Raw genomic sequence first — 21,280 nt, 5'->3', positions numbered from 1 at the left:
CTCAGTGGCGCGGGGCGTTCCTGGACCGCTGCACCCGTGTGGTGCGGCGGTCCTTCGCGTTCCAGCAGGCCTTGTGCCAGTGCCTGCGGTCGTCGATCCCGCCGTAGTCGGGCCAGGCGACGAGGTGCGGGACCCCGGACGGGATCTCCTGGTCGCAGCCGGGGCAGCGGTAGCGCTTGCCCGCCGCACCGGCGCCGCTGACCGGGCGCACCGACCACTCCTCGCCCTGCCAGCTCTCCGTGGCACCGCCCCCGCCGTAGCGCTCCCCCGCCGTTCCTGGGCTGCCGGTGGGACTCTCGCCGCCTCGGGGGCGGTTGCGGCGCGGGGACACGGAACACCTCACAGGACGGGTACGGGCGGTCGGTTCCGTCCAGCCTAGAGCCATCGGCCGGGGCCCGGTGGCGGGTGGGAGCCGTGAGCTGCGGCGGGGCGGGTGGGTTACCGGAAAATCGCAACAACTTCGCCGTGGACCGTGCCTTTGGCACGTGTCAGACGTTGTTGCCGGTAGGGGGGCAGCCGCGTCGGCCGTAAGGAGGCGACAGACGATGCGCGTAGGAACATTCGTACTGGCAGCACAGTTCCCGGGCCAGGGGCAGGGCGAGGCCCTGCACCGTGCCGTCAGATCCGCGGAGGTCGCGGAGGAGTCGGGGCTCGACTCCGTCTGGCTGGCGGAGCACCACTTCGTGCCGTACGGGGTCTGCCCGTCCGCCACGACCCTGGCCGGCCTGCTGCTCGGCCGCACCCGCCGGATCCGCGTGGGCACTGCGGTGAGCGTGCTGCCCAACCAGCACCCGGTCATGCTCGGCGAACAGGCGGCCCTGCTGCACCTGACCAGCGGCGGGCGCTTTTCCCTGGGAGTGGGACGCGGCGGCCCCTGGGTCGACCTGGAGGTGTTCCAGGGCGGTCTCGACGCCTACGAGCGGGGTTTTCCCGAAGCCCTGGATCTGCTGCTCGCGTGGCTGGACGGCTCCCGGGTCGCGGGAAGCGGGGAGCGGTACGGCTTCCGTGAGGTGGCCGTGGTGCCCCGGGCCGACGAGCTCCTCGGGGACGGTCCCCCGGGTCCGGAGGTGATCGTCGCGTGCACCTCGCCGAAAAGCGTGAAACTCGCCGCTGAAAAGGGTTTGCCGATGCTCCTCGGGATGCACTGCGGTGACGAGGAGAAGGCCGGCATGGTCGCGCTGTGGCGCTCGGCCGCCCGGGAGGCCGGCCAGCCGGCGGAGGTCGTCGAGCGGGCAGCACATGTGTCCGCAGGGGTGGCCCAGATCGCCGAGCGCCCCGACGACGCCCTGGAGACCCTCGTGAAGGCGATGCCCGGCTGGCTCCGGCAGGGGCTCGACGCCCATGTGACGGTGGACGGCCGGCACCGGGTGATGCGAGACCCCGTCGCGTACACGGAGTACCTCTGCGGCCTGCACCCGGTGGGCCCGCCCCGTCTCGCCGCGGACCGGCTGGCGGCCACGGCCGAGCGCACGGGCATCACCCGCTTCGCCCTGATGGTGGAGGGCTCGGGCGATCTCGCGGCGACGGAGACGAACGTCCAGCGGCTCGGCACGGAGGTGCTGCCGCTGCTGGAATGACCCGGTCACGCCGGTGGTCCTGGTGGTGCGGTGGTGCGGGAGCTGCCGCCCCGGAGCCAGTTGCACCTCCCGCGGCCCGAAGCGGCAGCAGAAGCGTTCAGCAGTCCCGCAGTTCGGGCGACTGGTTGAGCAACTGTCCCCTCACCGAGGTGAACCGGGCCAGCCGCTCGTCGACCGAGGCGTCCAGCGGGAACACCGCGACACGGTGGCAGTTCTGGAAGGCCAGGCGTACTCCGAAGTGCCGCTGCAGCGCACCGCGTATCGCATCACTGGCGAGCGCACGCAGCAGCTGGCCGCGTGCCTGCTCGTCCGGCGGCGGCGTCTGGTTGTCGGCGAACTCTCCGCCGTCGACCTTCAGCTGGGCCACCAGAGAGCTGATCATCTCCCATGCGTAGGGCAGGGAGGTCCGGACGCAGTCGACGAAGTCGGCTTCGTCGACCTCGCCTCGCTCGGCCTGTTCCAACAGCGCCGGTGAGACGTCGAGCGACATGGGTTCTCCTCTCGCGACCCCGACGGGTGGCCGGGGCCTTACGGGCAGGGCGGGACGGCGACGCTGCGTACACAGACGGCGACCTCCCGCTTACACGGTAAGCGCGCAGTCCGGGCCGCACCAGGAGATTGGGAACACAACCGGCCAATAACGAACGGTCGCAAAGAGGGGCAAGCCCGCTCGGCGGCCGTCGGGGGGCCGCCGGGACGGGTACGGGAATCGCGTGGAGGTCGGGTCGTCGAGTAGCGTTGCCGACCATGCGTCTCGTCATCGCCCGTTGCTCCGTCGACTACGCGGGCCGGCTCACCGCCCACCTGCCCTCCGCCCCCCGTCTGATCCTGGTGAAGGCGGACGGCAGCGTCTCGATCCACGCCGACGACCGGGCGTACAAACCTCTCAACTGGATGTCCCCGCCGTGCACCCTGAAGGAGGGCGCCGACGACAGCGAGGGCGTCTGGACCGTGGTGAACAAAGCGGGCGAGAAACTGATCATCACCATGGAGGAAATCCTCCACGACTCGTCCCATGAGCTGGGTGTCGATCCAGGGCTCATCAAGGACGGCGTGGAGGCGCACCTCCAGGAACTGCTGGCGGACCGCATCGAGACGATCGGTGAGGGGTACACCCTGATCCGCCGTGAGTACCCGACCGCGATCGGTCCGGTCGACATCCTGTGCCGGGACAAGGACGGCGCGACGGTGGCCGTCGAGCTGAAGCGGCGGGGCGACATCGACGGCGTGGAGCAGCTGACCCGCTATCTGGAGCTGCTCAACCGCGATCCGCATCTGGCGCCGGTGCGGGGCGTGTTCGCGGCGCAGGAGATCAAGCCGCAGGCACGGGTGCTGGCCACGGACCGCGGGATCGGGTGCCTGGTCCTCGACTACGACGCGATGCGCGGCATCGAGGACGACAAGCTGCGGCTGTTCTGACCGCGGGGGCCGCGCTGCCCCTCATGACGCCGTACGGGCCCGGTCTCCGGGCCCGTACGGCGTTGCGCTCCCTCAGGCCGTGGCCGGCGGACCGGGGACGTCCTCCGTCGCCGACGCGGTGACGGTCTCGGCCGGGCCGCTCGCCGAGTCGGACATGGACGGTTCCGTGGTCGTCTCGGATTCCGAGGGGGTGGGCGCCGGGGACTCGGGGTCGGTCGGCGTCTCGCTCGGGGTCTCGGAGTGGCTGGGCGACGTGGTCGGTGTCCTCGTCGGCCTCTTCGTCGGTGTCGGGCTGTCCTGCGTCGGCGAGTCGCTGGGGCTGCCGCTCGACGGGTCGTCCGTCTCCGGGGGCGTGCCGGACTCCGAGGCGTCCGGGGAGGGGCTGCCGCTCGCGGACGGGGTGGCGGGGCCGGAGGGGCCGGGCGACGCGGCGTCGCCGCCGGCGGTGCCCTCGCCGGTGGCCGGGCCGTCGGTCGGCTCGTCCTCGGACAGGCCGCTTCCGCCGTCGTCCTCGGTCGCCGACTGTTCCGTGGTGGCGCCCTGCCCCTCGGGGTCCTCGCTCCCCGAGGTGGCCCCCAGGGTCACGACGGTGCCGAGCACGGCGGCGAGCAGCGCGCCCGCTCCCACCGCGACGAGGTTGCGCCGGGCGCCGCGGAGCACGCCCATGCGCCCGGCGGACAGGCGGGCGGGCGGCGGGGGCTGATGGGTGATCAGGGTCGCGGAGGTGTCGGTGATCCGGGGGAAGAGGGGCTTGGGCGCCGGGGAGCCGCCGCCGGGGGGCGGGGCCGGCTCGTCGTGGCGCGGGGCCGGTGCCTCCTCGCCGGGGAGGGTGCTGTGCAGGGGTTCGCCGGAGCGGTCCGCGACGAGTGCGAGCGCCCGGCGCCCGGCCACCGCGCCGGGCTTGTCGGCGAGCGCCCCGCGCATGCCGATGGACGTCTCCAGTTCGGCCCTGGCCCGGTCCAGATGGCCGGTGCACAGCGCGAGGACGCCCAGCTCGTGGTGGAAGTACGCCTCCTCCGCGACCTCGCCCGCGATGCGCGCGGCCTCCTGGCCGCTCCTGAGGGCCTTCTCCCAGGCGCCCCACTGCATCCCCGCCGCGAAGGCGGGGGCGGCGCTGCGGGCCAGCAGGACGGCCACACTGGCCTGTCCCGGTGTCTCGCCGGGGACGAGGCGGGTCATCGACGCGAGGAGGGCGTCCGCCTCGGCGACCGCGCGTTCCGGGGTGACGGAGGGGTGGCCCGCCCACCAGGCGTAGTGCTGGGCGGCGCTGCGGGCGTGCGCGTCCGCGTCCTCGCCGTATCCGCTCGCCTCCAGCTGGGTCAGGACTCCGGCGGCCAGCCGGTAGCGGGGGCCCGCCGGGGAGAGCAGCCCGCAGAGGGCGAGCTCGCCCAGCGCGGCGTCGGCGTGGGTGTCCCCCACGAGGGCCGGCAGGTGCGCCTGGTGCGGCACCTCGCCGCCGAGCGCGACGGCGAAGCGCAGGGTCTCGCGGGCGGCCTCGCTCAGCCGGGAGGCGAGCAGCGCCGCGGGCGCCGCGCCCTCGCCGAGGCTGGGCAGCGCGAGGACGGCGGGCCCGGCCCGGCCGAACGGCGCGTCGGACGGGTCGTCTTCGTAGCCGTCGGGCCGCTCCTGGGCGGCGCGCAGGTCGTCGCGCTGGCGCAGCAGGGCGCCGGCCTGGACGAAGCGCAGCGGGAGCCCTTCGGACTCGAACCAGAGGTCGCCCGCCCAGTTCGCCTCCTCGTCGGTGAGGGCGCGCTCCACGACGTGCTCCATGAGCTCGATCGAGGCGCCGCGGCCGAGACCGGAGAGGAAGACCTCCTCGAGGCTCGTGTCGGCCGCCGGGGACGGCACGTCGGGGGTCGTGGCGAAGAGGAAGGCGCACTCCGGGGTGGCGTCGAGCAGCTCCTGGAGGGCTGCGCCGCCGAGTTCGAGGTCGTCGACGACGACGACGGCGCCGATGCCGTGGACGAGCGCGAGGAGGCCTTCACGGTCGGGGCGGTACAGCGGGGCGCGGTGGACGGCCTCGGACAGCCCGTACATCAGCTCGCCGGCGGTCCGCCTGTACCCGGAGAGGCGGACGACCCCGTCGGGCGCCAGGTCCGCGCAGTCGGCGGCGACGGCGTCCAGGAGGGCCGTACGGCCGGACCCGGCCGGTCCGGTGAGGCACACCGAACGCCCGCGGGCCAGCAGCCGTACCAGCCGGTCGCGTTCGTCCCGGCGTTCCAGGAGGGGCATCTGCGGGGCGGGCGGCCCCGGCGGGACGGGCGGCGCTGCGGCGCGCTCGCGCTCCACACGCTGTGCGCCGGTGTGCCGTACGGGCGCGTCGGGCCGCTCGCCCGGGCGGCAGGGCTCGATCTCGCTGCCGTCGACCGGATTGACGGTGAGCAGGAAGTCGCCCGATATCAGCCGCACCGTGCGTGACTGCTGCGGTGCCTGGTGCCCGAAGTCGGGCGTCAGCGGGTCGCGGGACTGCCGGCGCCTCGCACCGTCGTCACCGGAGCGGCCCTTGCCGTGCTCTTCCGGTCCCCGGTTGGTCGGGTCCATCGTCAAAGTCCCCCAGACGCGCAGTGCGCGGTAGCCCCCTCCGGCCTCGCACGCCCCGCAGTCGCTCCCGGTCCGGTGTCCGCCAGTGGGTTCTCGTCGATCAGCGGACGGCCGAACCCTAAACCTTGGCACAGTATCTACGAACCAGTGGGGGGCCGCGCCGCCCGCGACATCACATTCTCGTGAGGATTGTGCGTGTATCGCCCCCGGTGGGCACTGACGGGGCCTCAGACGCGCGGCAGGGAGTCCGCCGCGAGCCCGCCCTCGATGGCCAGGATCCGGTGCAGCCGCGTCGCCACCAGCAGGCGCTGCATCTGCGGTGGCACACCGCGCAGCACCAGCCGCCGGCCGGCCCGCCCGGCTCTTCGGTGCGCGCCCATGATGACGCCGAGTCCGGTGGCGTCCCAGGAGTCGAGCTCGGTCAGGTTCAGCACGAGGTCGCCGGCTCCGTCGTCGACGGCCGAGTGCAGAACCGTACGGGCGTCCGCCGCGCTTCGGACGTCGAGGCGGCCCCCGACGACCAGCTCGGCGTGGTCGCCCCTGATGTGCATATGCGCTCCCCGGAAGTACTCCGTAGCAAGGTCGGTCGGTCTGTCTTCTTCTTCCTGCCTCTGCCCCAACTGACTGCCGCGGCGACAGGGAAGTTGCCGTCAGTGGGCGAACCGCTACCGAATTCACCCCGAGGAGTGAAGCCGGTTCTGCGGTACCCGCTGGATCCGTGCGCCTGACGGCGCGGGACCCCGGTCCCCCGGGTCTGATCGACGGCGCATCGGACGGCCCGGGGGCCGGTCGTGATCAGTAGGTGTAGAAGCCCTGCCCGCTCTTGCGCCCGATGTCACCTGCATCGACCATCCGGCGCATCAGCTCCGGGGCGGCGAACTTCTCGTCCTGGGATTCGGTGTAGATGTTGCCCGTGGCGTGCAGGAGGATGTCGACGCCGGTCATGTCGGCCGTGGCGAGGGGCCCCATGGCGTGGCCGAAGCCCAGCTTGCAGGCGGTGTCGATGTCCTCGGCCGAGGCGACGCCCGACTCGTACAGCCTGGCCGCCTCGACGACGAGCGCCGAGATCAGCCGGGTGGTGACGAAGCCCGCGACGTCGCGGTTGACGACGATGCAGGTCTTGCCCACGGACTCGGCGAACTCCCGGGCGGTGGCGAGGGTTTCGTCGCTGGTCTTGTACCCGCGCACCAGCTCGCAGAGCTGCATCATCGGGACGGGCGAGAAGAAGTGCACCCCGACGACCCGCTCGGGGCGCTCCGTCACGGCCGCGATCTTGGTGATCGGGATGGCGGAGGTGTTGGAGGCGAGGACGGCGTCCTCCCGTACGACCTTGTCGAGCGTACGGAAGATGTCGTGCTTGACCTCGAGCTTCTCGAAGACGGCCTCGACCACGACGTCCGCGTCGGCCACGGCGTCGAGGTCGGTGGTCGTGGTGATCCGGGCGAGGGCGGCCTCCGCGTCGGCCGCCTCCAGCTTGCCCTTGGCGACGAACTTGCCGTAGCTGGCCTCGATCCCGCCGCGCCCGCGGGCCAGGGCCTCGTCCGTGACATCACGCAGCACCACGTCCCAGCCCGCCTGGGCGGAGACCTGCGCGATACCGGATCCCATGAGTCCGGCGCCGATGACGGCGAGCTTCCTGGCCACGATTCGCACCCCAATGCTTCTCGGTCGTTCACATGCTCTCCGGCGGAGATTAGTACCCGTGAGGGGCCGTGAGGCCCTGAAGAGATGCGCGTCACGTCTCACATGACGGACATCACACCGGCCGGTGTCACCCGGCGGCGCGCCGCGCGCAGTTGAGCGCGGGGCCGTGGGGAGGTCCGTCATGTCCCCGGCCAGGGACGGCGCGTCGCCGGCGGGCCCGGCCGGGCGGCTCCCGGGCCGGACGGCCGGGATCCGCCCGGGACTTCCCCCGGCGCGCGGCGGTACGGGCCGGTGCGGGGCGCGTCCCCGTAGGCGGCGGGTGGTGCCGGCCGCGTGCCGCCGCCCGCACCGTGGCGGCCGGCACGCGCGTCGCCCGCGGGGCCGGAGCGTCACTACGCTGACCCCATGGTCAATCTGACGCGCATCTACACCCGCACCGGCGACCAGGGCACCACGGCCCTCGGCGACATGAGCCGGACCGCCAAGACCGATCTGCGGATCTCCGCGTACGCCGACGCCAACGAGGCCAACGCCGTCATCGGCACGGCCATCGCGCTCGGGAACCTCTCCGAGGACGTCGTGAAGGTCCTCGTCCGTGTGCAGAACGACCTGTTCGACGTGGGTGCGGACCTGTCGACGCCGGTGGTGGAGAACCCGCAGTACCCGCCGCTGCGGGTGGAACAGTCCTACGTCGACAAGCTGGAGGCGGACTGCGACACCTTCCTGGAGGAGCTGGAGAAGCTCCGCAGCTTCATCCTTCCGGGCGGCACCCCCGGGGCCGCGCTGCTGCATCAGGCGTGCACGGTCGTGCGGCGGGCGGAGCGGTCCACCTGGGCGGCGCTGGAGGTGCACGGGGAGGTGATGAACGCGCTGACGGCGACGTATCTGAACCGCCTCTCCGACCTGCTGTTCATCCTGGCCAGGACGGCGAACAAGGAGGTCGGGGACGTGCTGTGGGTGCCGGGCGGTGAGCGCTGATCAGCGGCACGTCCCGGTCCGCTCCGCGGGCTCGCGCCGGGGGAAGAGGGTGTAGCCGCACGCGATGAGCAGGTTGACGCCGATCACCCAGAGCATCTTCTCCTGCCACATCCGCAGCGGGGCGGTCGCCGCGTCGTCCCCGACGTACCACGCCGCCGCCTGGAGCAGGGCGAGGGCGGTGACCGCCGCCAGGATCCAGCGGGCCGCGGTGCGCCACTCGTGGGCGGCCCGCGCCGTCCCGTACTTCGGGGGCCTGACCGGCGGCGGCCCGCCCGCGAAGCGGTGGGCGACCCTGGCGTCGGCCCAGGTGACGGTGGAGCGGCCGAGCCCCACGGTGAAGCCGATGTAGACGGCGGCCAGGCCGTGCCTCAGGCCCGGTTCGGCGCCGTTCCTCAGGTCGACGGCCGTCACCACCAGCAGGACGACCTCCAGCAGGGGCTCGCACAGCAGCACGGCGGCGCCCAGCCGGGGCTTGCCCGCCACGTACCGCAGCGCGAGCCCGGCGGCCAGCAGGACCCAGAAGCCGGCCTCGCAGAGCACGATCAGTGTGACGATCACGGTCCTTCTCCCTCGGTCCCCTCCAGACTCCCCTCCGTCCGGCGCGGGTTCGTCGTCGGCGATGACGAACCGTGACTGCATCCTTCGATGTACCCGCGCCTCCCCCGGCGTACGGACGTGCCGCGGGCGCACGGCGTGTTGGATGGAGGGGTGTTCACCTCTCCGCGGCCGCACCGCCACGACGTCCTGATCGCGGTGACCGGTCTGGCCGGCGGGCTGACGCTCTGGGCCGCCGGTCCGCACACCCAGGGCGGCCGCGTCCTCGGCGGCCACGGGGCGGCTCTCGTGCCGCTCGCGGTGACGGCGGCTCTGGAACTGCTGCGCCGCACCCGGCCGCGGACCGCGCTCGCCCTCGGGACGCTCGCTCTGATCGCCGACCGGTTCACGACGGGCAGCCTGGCGACCGTCCTGATGTACACCGACCTGATGTACGCGGCCGTGGTCTACGGGAGTCCGGCCGCGGCCCGGCGGATCCCGGTGACGGCGTTCCTGGTCACCGTCGCGGTCACCATCGGTCTCCTCGCCTGGTTCCGCAGGCCGGAGGCGCTGCTGCTCGGTGTGGTGACCGGGCTGGTCTCCTTCGCGCCCGCCCTCACCGGTGTCAGCGTGCGCAACCACCGGGAGGCCGCGGAGGCGGCCGGGCTCCGCGCCGACCGGACCGGCCTGCTGGCCGAGACGGACCGGGCGCGGGCGGTGGCCGCCGAGCGGTCCCGGATGGCGCGCGAGCTGCACGACGTGGTCGCCAACCACCTCTCCGCCATCGCCATCCACTCGACCGCCGCCCTCTCCATCGACGACCCCGCCACCTCCCGCGACGCCCTCGGGGTCATCCGGCGCAACAGTGTCGACGGGCTGGCCGAGATGCGGCGGCTGATCGGGCTGCTGCGGGAGAGCGGCGCGGCCGGGCCGCCGAGCGCGGTGCCGGCCCTCTCCTCCCTGGACTCCCTCGTGGAACAGGCCGGCGCGAACTCCGCGTCCAGCGGACTCACCGTCACCCTGGAGGACCGCCGTGAGGGGGCCGCCCCGCTGCCCGTGCCGGTGGAGCTGGCGGCGTACCGCATCGTCCAGGAGGCGCTGACGAACGCGCTCAAGCACGCGGCGCCCGGCCCGGTGACGGTCCGGCTGGAGCACGCCCGCGAGGTGCTGACGGTGGAGGTGAGCAGTGTGCTGGGCGACCGGCCGGCGCTGCGGGCCCCCGGTTCCGGGGCCGGTCTGGTGGGGATGCGGGAGAGGGTGGCGCTGCTGCGCGGGACGGTCGAGGCGGGGCCGGAGCCACGGGGTGACGGTGCGGAGAACTGGACGGTGCGGGCCGAACTGCCCGTCGGGGAGGGAATGTGACGGGCATGACGATCCGGGTGCTGGTGGCGGAGGACCAGTCGGCCGTGCGCGCGGGGCTGGTGCTGATCCTGGGCAGCGCGCCGGACATCGAGGTGGTGGGCGAGGCGGCCGACGGCGAGGCCGCCGTGCGCCTGGCCCGTGAACTCCGTCCGGATCTGGTGCTGATGGACGTCCAGATGCCACGGCTGGACGGGGTGTCCGCGACGCGGCAGGTCGTGGCCGAGCGGCTTGCGGACGTGCTGGTGCTGACCACCTTCGACCTGGACGCGTACGTCTTCGGCGCGCTGCGCGCGGGGGCGTCGGGCTTCCTGCTGAAGAACACCGACGCCCGGGACCTGCTCGACGCCGTGCGCACGGTGGCGCGCGGCGAGGGGCTGATCGCCCCGGCCGTGACCCGGCGGCTGATCGAGGAGTTCGCCGGGACCTCCCCCGCCCGGGGCGCGGCCGGGCCCCCTCCGGAGGGGTTCGACTCGCTGACGCGGCGGGAGCGGGAGGTGCTGGCCCGCCTCGGTGAGGGGCTGTCGAACGCGGAGATCGCCGGACGCCTGTCGATGGCCGAGGCGACGGTGAAGACGCACGTCAGCAGGCTGCTCGGGAAGCTGGAGCTGCGCAGCAGGGTCCAAGCGGCGGTGCTCGCGCAGGAGTTGGGCCTCTGAGGTCCGGCACGGATCTTTGGTCTGGACCTCTTGACGATTGGTCCAGACCTTCCTAATCTCACCGGACACGCTGCGGTGAGTACGCCATGACAAAGCGGGCTCAGGGCGACGCAGGGTTTGCAGGTTACGGACCATCCCCGTTTGCCGGACCTCACCCGAGGAGCACCGTTGAGCACTGACAACCCCGTTCGCCTCACCCGACTCAGATGGAGCCGTGGAGCGGGCACATCCACCAGGTCCAAGGCCGTCGCCGGCCTCACCGCGCTGCTGCTTCCCCTCGCCGCGATGGTCGGCCTCGCCTCCCCCGCCGAGGCAGCCGCCTCCGCGACCGCCACCTACGTCAAGAAGTCCGACTGGGGCACCGGCTTCGAGGGCCAGTGGACGGTCAAGAACACCGGCACCACCGCCCTCTCCTCCTGGACGATCGAGTGGGACTTCCCCTCCGGTACCGCCGTCGGCTCCGCCTGGGACGCCACCGTCACGAGCTCCGGAACCCACTGGACCGCCAAGAACCTCGGCTGGAACGGTTCGGTCGCCCCGGGCGCCAGCATCAGCTTCGGCTTCAACGGCACCGGCTCCGGCTCCCCCTCCGGCTGCAAGCTGAACGGCGCCTCCTGTGACGGAGGCAGCGTTCCCGGCGACAACCCGCCGTCCAAGCCCGGCACCCCGACCGCGAGCAGCGTGACGGACACCTCGGCGAAGATCAGCTGGACCGCCGCCACGGACGACAAGGGCATCAAGAACTACGACGTCCTGCGGGACGGCGCCAAGGTCGCGACGGTCACCACGACGACGTACACCGACACCGGCCTGACGAAGGCCACCGACTACTCGTACACGGTGCAGGCCCGCGACACCGCCGACCAGACCGGTCCGGTCAGCTCCCCGGTGGCGGTCCGCACCACCGGCACCACCGACCCGGGGCCCGGGACCGGCACCAAGGTCAACCTCGGCTACTTCACCGAGTGGGGCGTCTACGGGCGCAACTACCACGTCAAGAACCTGGTGACCTCGGGATCCGCCGCGAAGATCACGCACATCAACTACGCCTTCGGCAACGTCCAGGGCGGCAAGTGCACCATCGGTGACTCCTACGCCGACTACGACAAGGCCTACACCGCCGACCAGTCGGTCGACGGCGTCGCCGACACCTGGGACCAGCCGCTGCGCGGCAACTTCAACCAGCTGCGCAAGCTCAAGGCGAAGTACCCGAACATCAAGGTCCTCTGGTCCTTCGGCGGCTGGACCTGGTCCGGCGGCTTCGGTGCCGCGGCGCAGAACCCGGCCGCGTTCGCCCAGTCCTGCTACGACCTGGTCGAGGACCCCCGCTGGGCCGACGTCTTCGACGGCATCGACATCGACTGGGAGTACCCCAACGCCTGCGGTCTGACCTGTGACACCAGCGGACCGGCCGCGCTGAAGAACCTCGCCTCGGCGCTGCGCACGAAGTTCGGCGCGAACAACCTGGTCACCGCCGCCATCACGGCGGACGGCTCCACCGGCGGCAAGATCGACGCCGCCGACTACGCCGGCGCCTCGGCGAGCTTCGACTGGTACAACGTGATGACGTACGACTTCTTCGGTGCCTGGGAGGCCAAGGGTCCGACGGCCCCGCACTCCCCGCTGAACTCGTACAGCGGCATCCCGCAGGAGGGCTTCAACAGCGCCGCCGCCATCGCCAAGCTGAAGGCCAAGGGCGTCCCCGCCTCGAAGCTGCTGCTCGGCATCGGCTTCTACGGACGCGGCTGGACCGGCGTCACCCAGTCGGCACCCGGCGGTACGGCGACCGGGGCGGCCCCGGGCACCTACGAGGCCGGCATCGAGGACTACAAGGTCCTCAAGACCAGCTGCCCCGCCACCGGCACCGTCGCCGGCACCGCGTACGCCCACTGCGGCACCAACTGGTGGAGCTACGACACCCCGGCGACGATCACGTCCAAGATGGCCTGGGCGAACAGCCAGGGCCTGGGCGGGGCGTTCTTCTGGGAGTTCAGCGGTGACACCGCGAACGGTGAGCTCGTGAGCGCGATGAAGAGCGGCCTCAACTAGCCCTTCCGCCGCCCACGAGGCAGCCGCCACCCCCCGAAAAAGCGCCGGGGAGACAGGTCCGCCCCCTGTCTCCCCGGTTTTCGTGTGCCCTGGCGGCGCTCAGGCCACGTTGACCCGCTGGCCGGGCGGTGCCGCCTCCAGCCAGGCGAGGAAGCCGGTCAGGGCGTCCTCGCTCATCGCGAGCTCCAGGCGCGTCCCCCGGTGGAGACAGCCGAGCACGACGGAGTCGGACAGCAGCGCGAGCTCCTCCTCGCCTTCGGGCAGCCGGCGTGCGACCACCTCGATGGCGGAACGCTCCAGGCCGCGGCGCGGACGCGGCGAGTAGGAGAACACCCGGAACCAGTCGACGCGGTCACCGCTGTAGCGGGCGACCCCGTACACCCAGCCCTTGCCCGACGGATCGGGCTCCTCGGACACGTCCCAGCGCAGGCTGCAGTCGAAGGTCCCGCCCGAGCGCTGGATCAGCCGCCTGCGGAGGCCGAAGACGAACAGACCCACCGCGACCAGTACGACGACCAGACCGCCCACCCACAACGCGAGGACCATCTCCACCGACCTCCTCGCATCGTCGAGTAACGGATACCGAACCCAGCCGAACCAAACCGCACCTGCATCGCCTCAGCCGCGGCACGGTCTGGATCGCTCCAGACCGGGCCGCGGCTGAGTAAAAAACACCTCGTGGGGACGCTCAGTGCGCCGCCACCGCACGCAGTCGCACGTCCGCGCGGCGCTCGGCGCCCGCGTCCGTGTCGGACTTCGCGCGCTCCAGCGCGCGCTCGGCGCGCTGGACGTCGATCTCGTCGGCCAGCTCGGCGATCTCCGCCAGCAACGAGAGCTTGTTGTCCGCGAACGAGATGAAACCGCCGTGCACAGCGGCGACAACCGTCGCGCCGTCGCTCGTACGGATCGTCACGGGGCCCGATTCCAGCACACCCAGGAGCGGCTGGTGACCGGGCATGACGCCGATGTCGCCGGACGTGGTACGTGCGACAACGAGGGTGGCCTCGCCGGACCAGACACTGCGGTCCGCGGCGACCAGCTCGACATGCAGCTCAGCAGCCAAGGGTGGCTCCTCGGGTCACCACCCGGCGGTCGTGCCGGGTGTCGTTTCGATTCTACGGGGCGTGGTGAGGGGGGCGGGACACACCCACCCCCCTCGGTGAGCCGGAGGCTCAGGAGACGCCGAGCTCCTTGGCGTTCGCCTTGAGGTCCTCGATGCCACCGCACATGAAGAACGCCTGCTCGGGGAAGTGGTCGTACTCCCCGTCGCAGATCGCGTTGAACGCGGCGATCGACTCGTCGAGCGGCACGTCCGAACCGTCCAGGCCGGTGAACTGCTTGGCGGCGTGGGTGTTCTGCGACAGGAAGCGCTCGACGCGACGGGCACGGTGGACGACGAGCTTGTCCTCCTCGCCCAGCTCGTCGATACCGAGGATCGCGATGATGTCCTGGAGGTCCTTGTACTTCTGCAGGATCCCCTTGACACGGCTGGCCGTGTCGTAGTGGTCCTGCGCGATGTAACGCGGGTCCAGGATGCGGGACGTGGAGTCCAGCGGGTCCACGGCCGGGTAGATGCCCTTCTCGGAGATCGGACGGGAGAGAACCGTCGTCGCGTCGAGGTGGGCGAACGTGGTGGCCGGGGCCGGGTCGGTCAGGTCGTCCGCGGGGACGTAGATCGCCTGCATCGAGGTGATCGAGTGACCACGCGTCGAGGTGATGCGCTCCTGGAGCACACCCATCTCGTCGGCCAGGGTCGGCTGGTAACCCACCGCGGACGGCATGCGGCCGAGCAGCGTGGAGACCTCGGAGCCGGCCTGCGTGAAGCGGAAGATGTTGTCGATGAAGAGCAGCACGTCCTGCTTCTGCACATCGCGGAAGTACTCCGCCATGGTCAGGGCGGACAGCGCGACCCGCAGACGGGTGCCCGGCGGCTCGTCCATCTGGCCGAAGACCAGCGCGGTCTTGTCCAGGACGCCCGAGTCGGTCATCTCGTCGATGAGGTCGTTGCCCTCACGGGTGCGCTCGCCGACACCGGCGAACACCGACACACCGTCGTGCAGCTTCGCCACACGCATGATCATTTCCTGGATGAGGACCGTCTTGCCGACGCCCGCACCACCGAACAGACCGATCTTGCCGCCCTTGACGTACGGGGTCAGCAGGTCGACGACCTTCAGGCCGGTCTCGAACATCTCGGTCTTGGACTCGAGCTGGTCGAAGGCCGGGGCCTTGCGGTGGATCGGCCAGCGCTCGGTGATCTGCGACTCGGCCTCGGGCTCGTTCAGGATCTGACCGAGGGTGTTGAACACCTTGCCCTTGGTGACGTCACCGACGGGGACGGTGATGCCCGCGCCCGTGTCGGTCACCGGAGCCTGGCGGACCAGGCCGTCGGTGGGCTGCATCGAGATCGCGCGGACCATGCCGTCACCCAGGTGCTGGGCGACCTCGAGGGTCAGCGTCTTACGAGCGCCGGCCTCGGCCGGGTCGTCGACCTCGACGTGCAGGGCGTTGTAGATCTCCGGCATCGCGTCGACGGGGAACTCCACGTCGACGACCGGGCCGATGACCCGGGCGACGCGGCCCGTGGCAGCGGCCGTCTCAACTGTCGTCGTCATTACTTGTCACTCCCCGCGGACGCGTCGGCCAGCGCACCTGCACCGCCGACGATCTCGCTGATTTCCTGGGTGATTTCGGCCTGGCGGGCCGCGTTGGCAAGCCGGGAGAGGCTCTTGATCAGATCCCCGGCGTTGTCGGTCGCCGACTTCATCGCGCGGCGGCGGGCGGCGTGCTCGGAAGCGGCGGCCTGCAGCAGTGCGTTGTAGATACGGCTCTCGACGTAGCGCGGCAGAAGGGCGTCGAGGACGTCCTCAGCCGACGGCTCGAAGTCGAACAGCGGAAGGATCTCGCCCTTCCCCGTGCTCTCCTCCGTGACCTGGTCGAGCGACAGCGGCAGCATCCGGCCGTCGACCGCGTTCTGCGTCATCATCGACACGAACTCCGTGAAGACGATGTGCAGCTCGTCGACGCCGCCCTCGGCCGTGTCCTTCTGGATGGACTCGATGAGGGGCTCGGCGATCTTCTTGGCGTCCGAGTACTCGGGGCTGTCGGTGAAGCCGGTCCACGATTCCGAGACCTTGCGCTCGCGGAAGCCGTAGTACGCGACACCCTTGCGGCCGACGATGTACGTGTCGACCTCCTTGCCCTCGGCGGCCAGCCGCTCCCTCAGCCGCTCCGCCGCCTTGATGGCGTTGGAGGAGTAGCCCCCGGCCAGACCGCGGTCGCTCGTGAGGAGCAGGACCGCGGCCCGGGCCGGAGCCTCGGCCTCGGTGGTGAGCGGATGGTTGGTGTTCGAGCCGGTCGCCACCGCGGTCACCGCACGGGTGAGCTCGGTCGCGTAGGGCATCGACGCCGCCACCTTGCGCTGCGCCTTGACGATGCGCGAGGCGGCGATCATCTCCATCGCCTTGGTGATCTTCTTGGTCGCGGTGACGGCTTGGATGCGGCGCTTGTAAACGCGAAGCTGAGCGCCCATCGATCAGCCCTCGCCCAGGAGCTTGCCGTCCGAGGTCTCGAACTGCTGCTTGAAGGCGGCGATCGCGTCGGCGACCGACTGCAGCGTGTCGTCGGACATCTTGCCGCCCTCGGCGATGCTGGTCAGGAGGTCCTTGCGCTCGCGGCGCAGGTACTCCAGCAGCTCGCCCTCGAAGCGGCGGATGTCCTCGACCGGGACGTCGTCCATCTTGCCCGTGGTGCCGGCCCAGACCGAGACGACCTGCTCCTCCATGGGGAACGGGGCGTACTGCGGCTGCTTCAGCAGCTCGACCATGCGCTTACCGCGCTCCAGCGACGCCTTGGAGGCCGCGTCCAGGTCGGAACCGAAGGCGGCGAACGCCTCCAGCTCGCGGTACTGGGCGAGGTCCACGCGCAGTCGGCCGGAGACCTGCTTCATGGCCTTGTGCTGGGCGGAGCCACCGACGCGGGAGACCGAGATACCGACGTTGAGCGCCGGACGCTGACCCGCGTTGAACAGGTCGGACTCCAGGAAGCACTGGCCGTCGGTGATGGAGATGACGTTGGTCGGGATGAACGCCGACACGTCGTTCGCCTTGGTCTCGACGATCGGGAGGCCCGTCATCGAACCGGCGCCCATGTCGTCGGAGAGCTTGGCGCAGCGCTCCAGCAGACGCGAGTGCAGGTAGAAGACGTCGCCCGGGTAGGCCTCACGGCCCGGCGGACGGCGCAGCAGAAGCGACACGGCGCGGTAGGCGTCGGCCTGCTTCGAGAGGTCGTCGAAGATGATGAGGACGTGCTTGCCGTCGTACATCCAGTGCTGGCCGATGGCCGAACCGGTGTACGGCGCCAGGTACTTGAAGCCGGCCGGGTCGGACGCCGGGGCGGCGACGATGGTCGTGTACTCGAGCGCGCCGGCCTCTTCGAGGGCACCGCGCACGGAGGCGATGGTGGAGCCCTTCTGACCGATGGCGACGTAGATGCAGCGCACCTGCTTGTTCACGTCGCCCGAGCGCCAGTTGTCGCGCTGGTTGATGATCGTGTCGACGGCCAGAGCGGTCTTACCCGTCTGACGGTCACCGATGATCAGCTGACGCTGGCCCCGGCCGATCGGCACCATGGCGTCGACGGCCTTGTAGCCGGTCTGCATCGGCTCGTGCACCGACTTGCGGACCATGACGCCAGGGGCCTGCAGCTCGAGGGCGCGACGGCCTTCGGTCGCGATCTCGCCGAGACCGTCGATCGGGTTGCCGAGCGGGTCGACGACACGGCCGAGGTAGCCCTCGCCGACGCCGACGGAGAGCACCTCACCGGTGCGCTGCACCGGCTGGCCCTCCTCGATTCCGCTGAACTCGCCGAGGACGATCGCACCGATCTCGCGCTCCTCGAGGTTGAGGGCGAGACCGAGGGTGCCGTCCTCGAACTTCAGCAGCTCGTTCGCCATGGCGGAGGGCAGGCCCTCCACCTTCGCGATGCCGTCGCCGGCAACGCTGACCGTACCGACCTCCTCGCGCGAGGCCGCGTCCGGCTGGTACGACTGGACAAAGTTCTCCAGTGCGTCCCGGATCTCCTCCGGCCGGATCGTGAGCTCCGCCATCTGGGTTCCCTGCTCTCCTTGTTGGGCCCGAAGTTTCTTAAGGGGGTCTGGGGGCGACCCCCAGGAATCTTCTGCAATTTCTGCACGGCCCAACCGGGCCGCTGTTCTTGCTCGTTCAGTTGGTGCGGTTGTTGCGCTGCGCGCGTCAGCCGGCCATCCGGCGGGTCGCCTCTTCGAGACGCTCCGCGATCGTGCCGTTGATGACCTCGTCACCGACGCGCACCGAGATCCCCCCGAGGACCTCCGGGTCCACGTCCAGGTTCAGGTGCATCTGTCGGCCGTAGATCTTCGCCAGAGCGGCGCCGAGGCGCTGCTTCTGCCGGTCGGACAGCGGCACGGCCGAGGTGACGACGGCGACCAGGCGGTCCCGGCGCTCCGCGGCCAGCTTGGCCAGGGACTCGAGTCCCGACTCAAGGCTACGTCCACGCGGCTGGTTCACGAGGCGCGTGACGAGACGCTCGGTGACGGGCTGCGCCTTGCCGCCGAGCAGGCTGCGGAGCAGCTCGCCCTTGGCGGTCGCGGACGCGGTCCGGTCGGTGAGCGCGGAACGCAGCGCCTTGTCGGAGCTGACGATCCGGCCGAACCGGAACAGCTCGTCCTCGACGTCGTCGAGCACACCGGCGCGCTGGGCGGCGGTGAGGTCCGCGGTGCTCGCCAGTTCCTCGACCGCGTCGACCAGGTCACGCGACTGCGACCAGCGGGAGCGGACCATGCCGGAGAGCAGGTCGACGGCTTCGCCGCCCACCTGACCGCTCAGCAGCCGTCCGGCCAGCTCGGCCTTGGCCTCGCCGCCCTGCGACGGGTCGGTGAGGACCCGGCGCAGCGACACCTCGCGGTGGAGCAGCGCGGTGACGGCTGCCAGCTCCTCGGCGAGCTTCGCCGCGTCGACCGACGTGGAGTCGGTCAGTGCGTCGAGACGCTCACGTGCGGCGGCCAGCGCCTCGCGGCTCGCGCCGTTCATCGGACAGCCTCGGCCTTCGCCTCGAGCTCGTCGAGGAACCGGTCGACGGTGCCGCTCTGCCGGGCGTGGTCCTCGAGGGACTCGCCGACGAGCTTGCCGGCCAGGGCGGTGGCGAGCGTGCCGACGTCCTGGCGCAGCGCGGACGCCGCGGCCTTGCGGTCGGCCTCGATCTGGGCGTGGCCGGCGGCGATGATCTCCTCGCGCTGCCGCTGACCTTCCGCCCTCATCTCCTGGATGATGACGGCACCCTGCTCCTGTGCCTCCTGGCGCAGGCGGGCGGCCTCGTGGCGGGCCTCGGCGAGCTGAGCCTTGTACTGCTCGAGCACGCTCTGGGCCTCGGTCTGGGCCGCGTCGGCCTTCTCGATTCCGCCTTCGATGGCCTCGCGGCGCTCTTCCAGAACCTTGTTGATGTTCGGGAGGAGCTTCTTGGCGAGGAAGCCGAAGACGATGGCGAAAGCGATCAGGCCGATGACGATCTCGGGGATCGCCGGAAGCAGAGGGTTCTGGATCTCTTCCTCTGCAGCCAGCTGTAGGGCGATCACATCAATGCCTTTCGTCGAATCGGGCTGGGAATGCCGCGACTAGAACGGGTAGACGAAGGGCATGACGAGACCGATCAGGGCCAGCGCCTCACAGAGCACGAAGCCGAGGATCTGGTTCGACCGGATCAGGCCGGCAGCCTCGGGCTGACGGGCGAGAGCCTGCGTGCCGTTACCGAAGATGATGCCGACGCCGACGCCGGGGCCGATCGCGGCGAGGCCGTAACCGATGGAACCGAGGTTGCCCGAGATGTTGACGGCGGCGAGGGTCTCAAGAGCGGACATGCCGTTTCTTCCTTCTCTTTCAGAACCGGTGGGGGTTGGCCACCGGACGACTATCGGGGTGGAGCTGGGCTGGTCAGTGGTGCTCGGCGAGAGCGCCCTGAATGTAGTTGCAGGCCAGGAGGACGAACACGTAGGCCTGCAGCGCCTGGATGAACAGTTCGAAGGCGGTCATCAGGATGACCATCACGAAAGAGACACCGGCGTAGGCGATGCCGATGCCGTTCAGCAGGTACCAGCTGGCGATCGTGAAGATCAGCAGCAGCACGTGACCGGCGAACATGTTGGCGAAGAGTCGCACGGCGTGGGTGAACGGCCGGATCAGCAGGTTCGACATGACCTCGATGACCATGACGAACGGGAGGGCCGGGCCGATCGACGGGTCGTAGCCGGAGATGTTCTTCCAGCCGCCGACGAAGCCGTGCCGCTTGAAGGTCAGGCTGACCCAGAGGACGTACACGATCGCGGCCAGCGCCACCGGGAATCCGATGACCGAGACCACCGGGAACTGGGCGAACGGGATGATCGCCCAGAGGTTCATGATCCAGATGAAGAAGAACAGCGAGACCATGAGGGGCACGTACTTCTTGCCCTCGCGCTTGCCGAGCGACTCGTACACCACACCGGTGCGGATGAAGTCGTAACCCGCCTCGGCGACCATCTGGAGCTTTCCGGGCACCAGCTTCGGCTTGTTGAAAGCGGCCCAGAAGAAGCCGACGACGACAACGGTGCTCAGGACCGCCAGCAGCATCGGCTTGTTGATCTCGATGCCGCCGACGGTGAACATCGGCTCGAAAACAAAGGAGTGCAGGCCAGGAGCCGGGAAGCCGCATCCGTCGAAGATGTGGCAGTCGGTCTCGAAGGCGAGCACCGTCGTCGGGTCAGCACTCACCGCGGGCTCCTTCAGCGTGGCGCATAGGTACGGCAACCTCGTTGTGTCGGCGCGGCAAGCAGCCGCTGGTCGGCACTGGACTGGTGTTACGGATGGGGGGCGGCTCAGGCATTACGCCTCGCGATGAAGCAGGCGCCGTTCTCGATGCCCGCGCCCGCAGTGCCGCAGTTGGCACCGGACGATAGCAGGGTCTCGAACGCGCGCTTATCCCGGCCCTACCCCTCACGTCGAAGACCCCATGTTCTCGGGCTTCCTGCCCGCGGACGAGTCCGGCTCGACGTAAAGGATCTTGGTCTTCATGTGCACACGGATCTGCGCCGCGACCCACACGAGGGTGGCGACCATCACCGCGGCCGCGAAGGCCCTGGCATTGAACAGCGTCGTGTTCTTGAACGCGGCCACGAAGACGAAGAGCAGCAGCAGTTCGGTCGTGTACAGCAGCAGCCCCATGGACTGGAAAAGGTGCGGCAGGGACCTGGCCGTCCGCTGCAGGACGCCGAGTCCGATCCCCATGAAGAGGATCACCACCAGCGTCCCGGCCGCCGCACCGATCGCTCCCTTGCCGCCGGCGAGCGCGGCGCTGACGGCAACGGTGACGACACCGGCGGCGGCAGTGGGCACGGCGGTGTGGAGGAGAGTCCGGACGTCGTTGGACGGCATGGCGGTTACTCCGCGTTGCAGGGGGTGGTCGGTGGTCGTCAGGGACGAGCGTAGGCCCGGTCCGAGTCGATGTTTCAGG

General features: G+C 70.7%; 22 protein-coding genes. 6 read left to right on the top strand and 16 right to left on the bottom strand.

Annotated features, from left to right (window positions below):
- Position 1: 1 nt before the first annotated feature.
- Positions 2–331 (bottom strand): ATP/GTP-binding protein, encoded by a 330-nt coding sequence (locus ACFVS9_RS03830; RefSeq protein ID WP_389929848.1) that lies wholly within the window; start codon positions 329–331, stop codon positions 2–4.
- Between the two features lie 214 nt (positions 332–545).
- On the opposite strand from ACFVS9_RS03830, the gene ACFVS9_RS03825 reads away from it, so the two are divergent.
- Positions 546–1,577, top strand: coding sequence for an LLM class flavin-dependent oxidoreductase (locus ACFVS9_RS03825; protein WP_389929847.1), 1,032 nt, complete (start codon positions 546–548; stop codon positions 1,575–1,577).
- A 97-nt stretch (positions 1,578–1,674) separates the two neighbouring features.
- On the opposite strand, the gene ACFVS9_RS03820 is transcribed toward ACFVS9_RS03825, so the two are convergent.
- The gene (locus tag ACFVS9_RS03820; protein WP_030971516.1) at positions 1,675–2,067 is read right to left on the bottom strand and encodes an SCO5389 family protein; all 393 of its coding nucleotides are present in this window, start codon (positions 2,065–2,067) and stop codon (positions 1,675–1,677) included.
- Positions 2,068–2,324: 257 nt separating this feature from the next.
- Here ACFVS9_RS03820 and nucS point away from each other — a divergent pair, with 257 nt between their 5' ends.
- The gene (nucS, locus tag ACFVS9_RS03815; protein ID WP_383115057.1) at positions 2,325–2,996 is read left to right on the top strand and encodes an endonuclease NucS; all 672 of its coding nucleotides are present in this window, start codon (positions 2,325–2,327) and stop codon (positions 2,994–2,996) included.
- A gap of 72 nt (positions 2,997–3,068) precedes the next feature.
- Here the strand turns inward: nucS and ACFVS9_RS03810 are convergent, their stop codons facing one another.
- The 3 genes from ACFVS9_RS03810 to ACFVS9_RS03800 all read right to left on the bottom strand — a co-directional run bounded on the left by ACFVS9_RS03810 (position 3,069) and on the right by ACFVS9_RS03800 (position 7,181).
- On the bottom strand, positions 3,069–5,537 hold the full coding sequence (locus tag ACFVS9_RS03810) for an ATP-binding protein (RefSeq protein ID WP_389929844.1): 2,469 nt from the start codon (positions 5,535–5,537) through the stop codon (positions 3,069–3,071).
- A 227-nt stretch (positions 5,538–5,764) separates the two neighbouring features.
- Positions 5,765–6,088: an STAS domain-containing protein gene (locus ACFVS9_RS03805; RefSeq protein ID WP_014154038.1), complete on the bottom strand. Its 324-nt coding sequence runs from the start codon at positions 6,086–6,088 to the stop codon at positions 5,765–5,767.
- Positions 6,089–6,332: 244 nt separating this feature from the next.
- A complete protein-coding gene (locus ACFVS9_RS03800) occupies positions 6,333–7,181 on the bottom strand; it encodes a 3-hydroxyacyl-CoA dehydrogenase family protein (protein ID WP_383115059.1) in 849 nt (282 codons plus the stop codon).
- Positions 7,182–7,586: 405 nt separating this feature from the next.
- Between ACFVS9_RS03800 and ACFVS9_RS03795 the strand changes: the two genes are divergently transcribed.
- The gene (locus ACFVS9_RS03795) at positions 7,587–8,159 is read left to right on the top strand and encodes a cob(I)yrinic acid a,c-diamide adenosyltransferase (RefSeq protein WP_389929841.1); all 573 of its coding nucleotides are present in this window, start codon (positions 7,587–7,589) and stop codon (positions 8,157–8,159) included.
- On the opposite strand, the gene ACFVS9_RS03790 is transcribed toward ACFVS9_RS03795, so the two are convergent.
- Positions 8,160–8,717 (bottom strand): hypothetical protein, encoded by a 558-nt coding sequence (locus ACFVS9_RS03790; protein ID WP_389929840.1) that lies wholly within the window; start codon positions 8,715–8,717, stop codon positions 8,160–8,162. It lies immediately after the preceding gene.
- 150 nt (positions 8,718–8,867) lie between these two features.
- Here ACFVS9_RS03790 and ACFVS9_RS03785 point away from each other — a divergent pair, with 150 nt between their 5' ends.
- From ACFVS9_RS03785 to ACFVS9_RS03775, 3 genes are all read left to right on the top strand, one after another.
- Complete coding sequence (locus tag ACFVS9_RS03785; RefSeq protein ID WP_389929838.1) at positions 8,868–10,055, top strand: sensor histidine kinase; 1,188 nt, start codon at positions 8,868–8,870, stop codon at positions 10,053–10,055.
- Between the two features lie 5 nt (positions 10,056–10,060).
- On the top strand, positions 10,061–10,711 hold the full coding sequence (locus tag ACFVS9_RS03780; RefSeq protein WP_389929836.1) for a response regulator: 651 nt from the start codon (positions 10,061–10,063) through the stop codon (positions 10,709–10,711).
- Between the two features lie 168 nt (positions 10,712–10,879).
- The gene (locus ACFVS9_RS03775; RefSeq protein WP_383115064.1) at positions 10,880–12,760 is read left to right on the top strand and encodes a glycosyl hydrolase family 18 protein; all 1,881 of its coding nucleotides are present in this window, start codon (positions 10,880–10,882) and stop codon (positions 12,758–12,760) included.
- Between the two features lie 99 nt (positions 12,761–12,859).
- On the opposite strand, the gene ACFVS9_RS03770 is transcribed toward ACFVS9_RS03775, so the two are convergent.
- The 10 genes from ACFVS9_RS03770 to ACFVS9_RS03725 form a co-directional block, all read right to left on the bottom strand.
- Complete coding sequence (locus ACFVS9_RS03770; protein WP_014154045.1) at positions 12,860–13,306, bottom strand: DUF2550 domain-containing protein; 447 nt, start codon at positions 13,304–13,306, stop codon at positions 12,860–12,862.
- Positions 13,307–13,448: 142 nt separating this feature from the next.
- Positions 13,449–13,823 carry a F0F1 ATP synthase subunit epsilon gene (locus ACFVS9_RS03765; RefSeq protein ID WP_359472776.1) on the bottom strand — a complete coding sequence of 125 codons (375 nt, stop codon included), beginning with the start codon at positions 13,821–13,823 and terminating at the stop codon, positions 13,449–13,451.
- 109 nt (positions 13,824–13,932) lie between these two features.
- Positions 13,933–15,375, bottom strand: coding sequence for a F0F1 ATP synthase subunit beta (atpD, locus tag ACFVS9_RS03760; protein ID WP_383115065.1), 1,443 nt, complete (start codon positions 15,373–15,375; stop codon positions 13,933–13,935).
- Entirely contained in the window at positions 15,375–16,292 is a 918-nt protein-coding gene (locus tag ACFVS9_RS03755) for a F0F1 ATP synthase subunit gamma (protein ID WP_383115066.1), read from the bottom strand. Before ACFVS9_RS03755 ends, atpD begins: the two co-directional genes overlap by 1 nt.
- Before the next feature lie 3 nt (positions 16,293–16,295).
- Positions 16,296–17,867: a F0F1 ATP synthase subunit alpha gene (atpA, locus tag ACFVS9_RS03750; protein ID WP_389929833.1), complete on the bottom strand. Its 1,572-nt coding sequence runs from the start codon at positions 17,865–17,867 to the stop codon at positions 16,296–16,298.
- A 145-nt stretch (positions 17,868–18,012) separates the two neighbouring features.
- Positions 18,013–18,828 carry a F0F1 ATP synthase subunit delta gene (locus tag ACFVS9_RS03745; RefSeq protein WP_389929831.1) on the bottom strand — a complete coding sequence of 272 codons (816 nt, stop codon included), beginning with the start codon at positions 18,826–18,828 and terminating at the stop codon, positions 18,013–18,015.
- Positions 18,825–19,370: a F0F1 ATP synthase subunit B gene (locus tag ACFVS9_RS03740; RefSeq protein ID WP_383115069.1), complete on the bottom strand. Its 546-nt coding sequence runs from the start codon at positions 19,368–19,370 to the stop codon at positions 18,825–18,827. The genes ACFVS9_RS03745 and ACFVS9_RS03740 overlap by 4 nt, the downstream gene beginning before the upstream one ends.
- Positions 19,371–19,409: 39 nt before the next feature.
- Entirely contained in the window at positions 19,410–19,652 is a 243-nt protein-coding gene (gene atpE / locus ACFVS9_RS03735) for an ATP synthase F0 subunit C (RefSeq protein WP_073727291.1), read from the bottom strand.
- A 73-nt stretch (positions 19,653–19,725) separates the two neighbouring features.
- Positions 19,726–20,541 (bottom strand): F0F1 ATP synthase subunit A, encoded by an 816-nt coding sequence (atpB, locus tag ACFVS9_RS03730; protein ID WP_356882050.1) that lies wholly within the window; start codon positions 20,539–20,541, stop codon positions 19,726–19,728.
- Positions 20,542–20,763: 222 nt separating this feature from the next.
- Positions 20,764–21,201 carry a hypothetical protein gene (locus tag ACFVS9_RS03725; RefSeq protein WP_383115070.1) on the bottom strand — a complete coding sequence of 146 codons (438 nt, stop codon included), beginning with the start codon at positions 21,199–21,201 and terminating at the stop codon, positions 20,764–20,766.
- Between the last annotated feature and the right edge of the window lie 79 nt (positions 21,202–21,280).

The organism is Streptomyces sp. NPDC058008, assembly GCF_042886395.1.
Lineage (GTDB): Bacteria > Actinomycetota > Actinomycetes > Streptomycetales > Streptomycetaceae > Streptomyces.
Note: the sequence above shows the minus strand (reverse complement) of the source record. Positions and strands in the feature narration are given on the sequence as shown.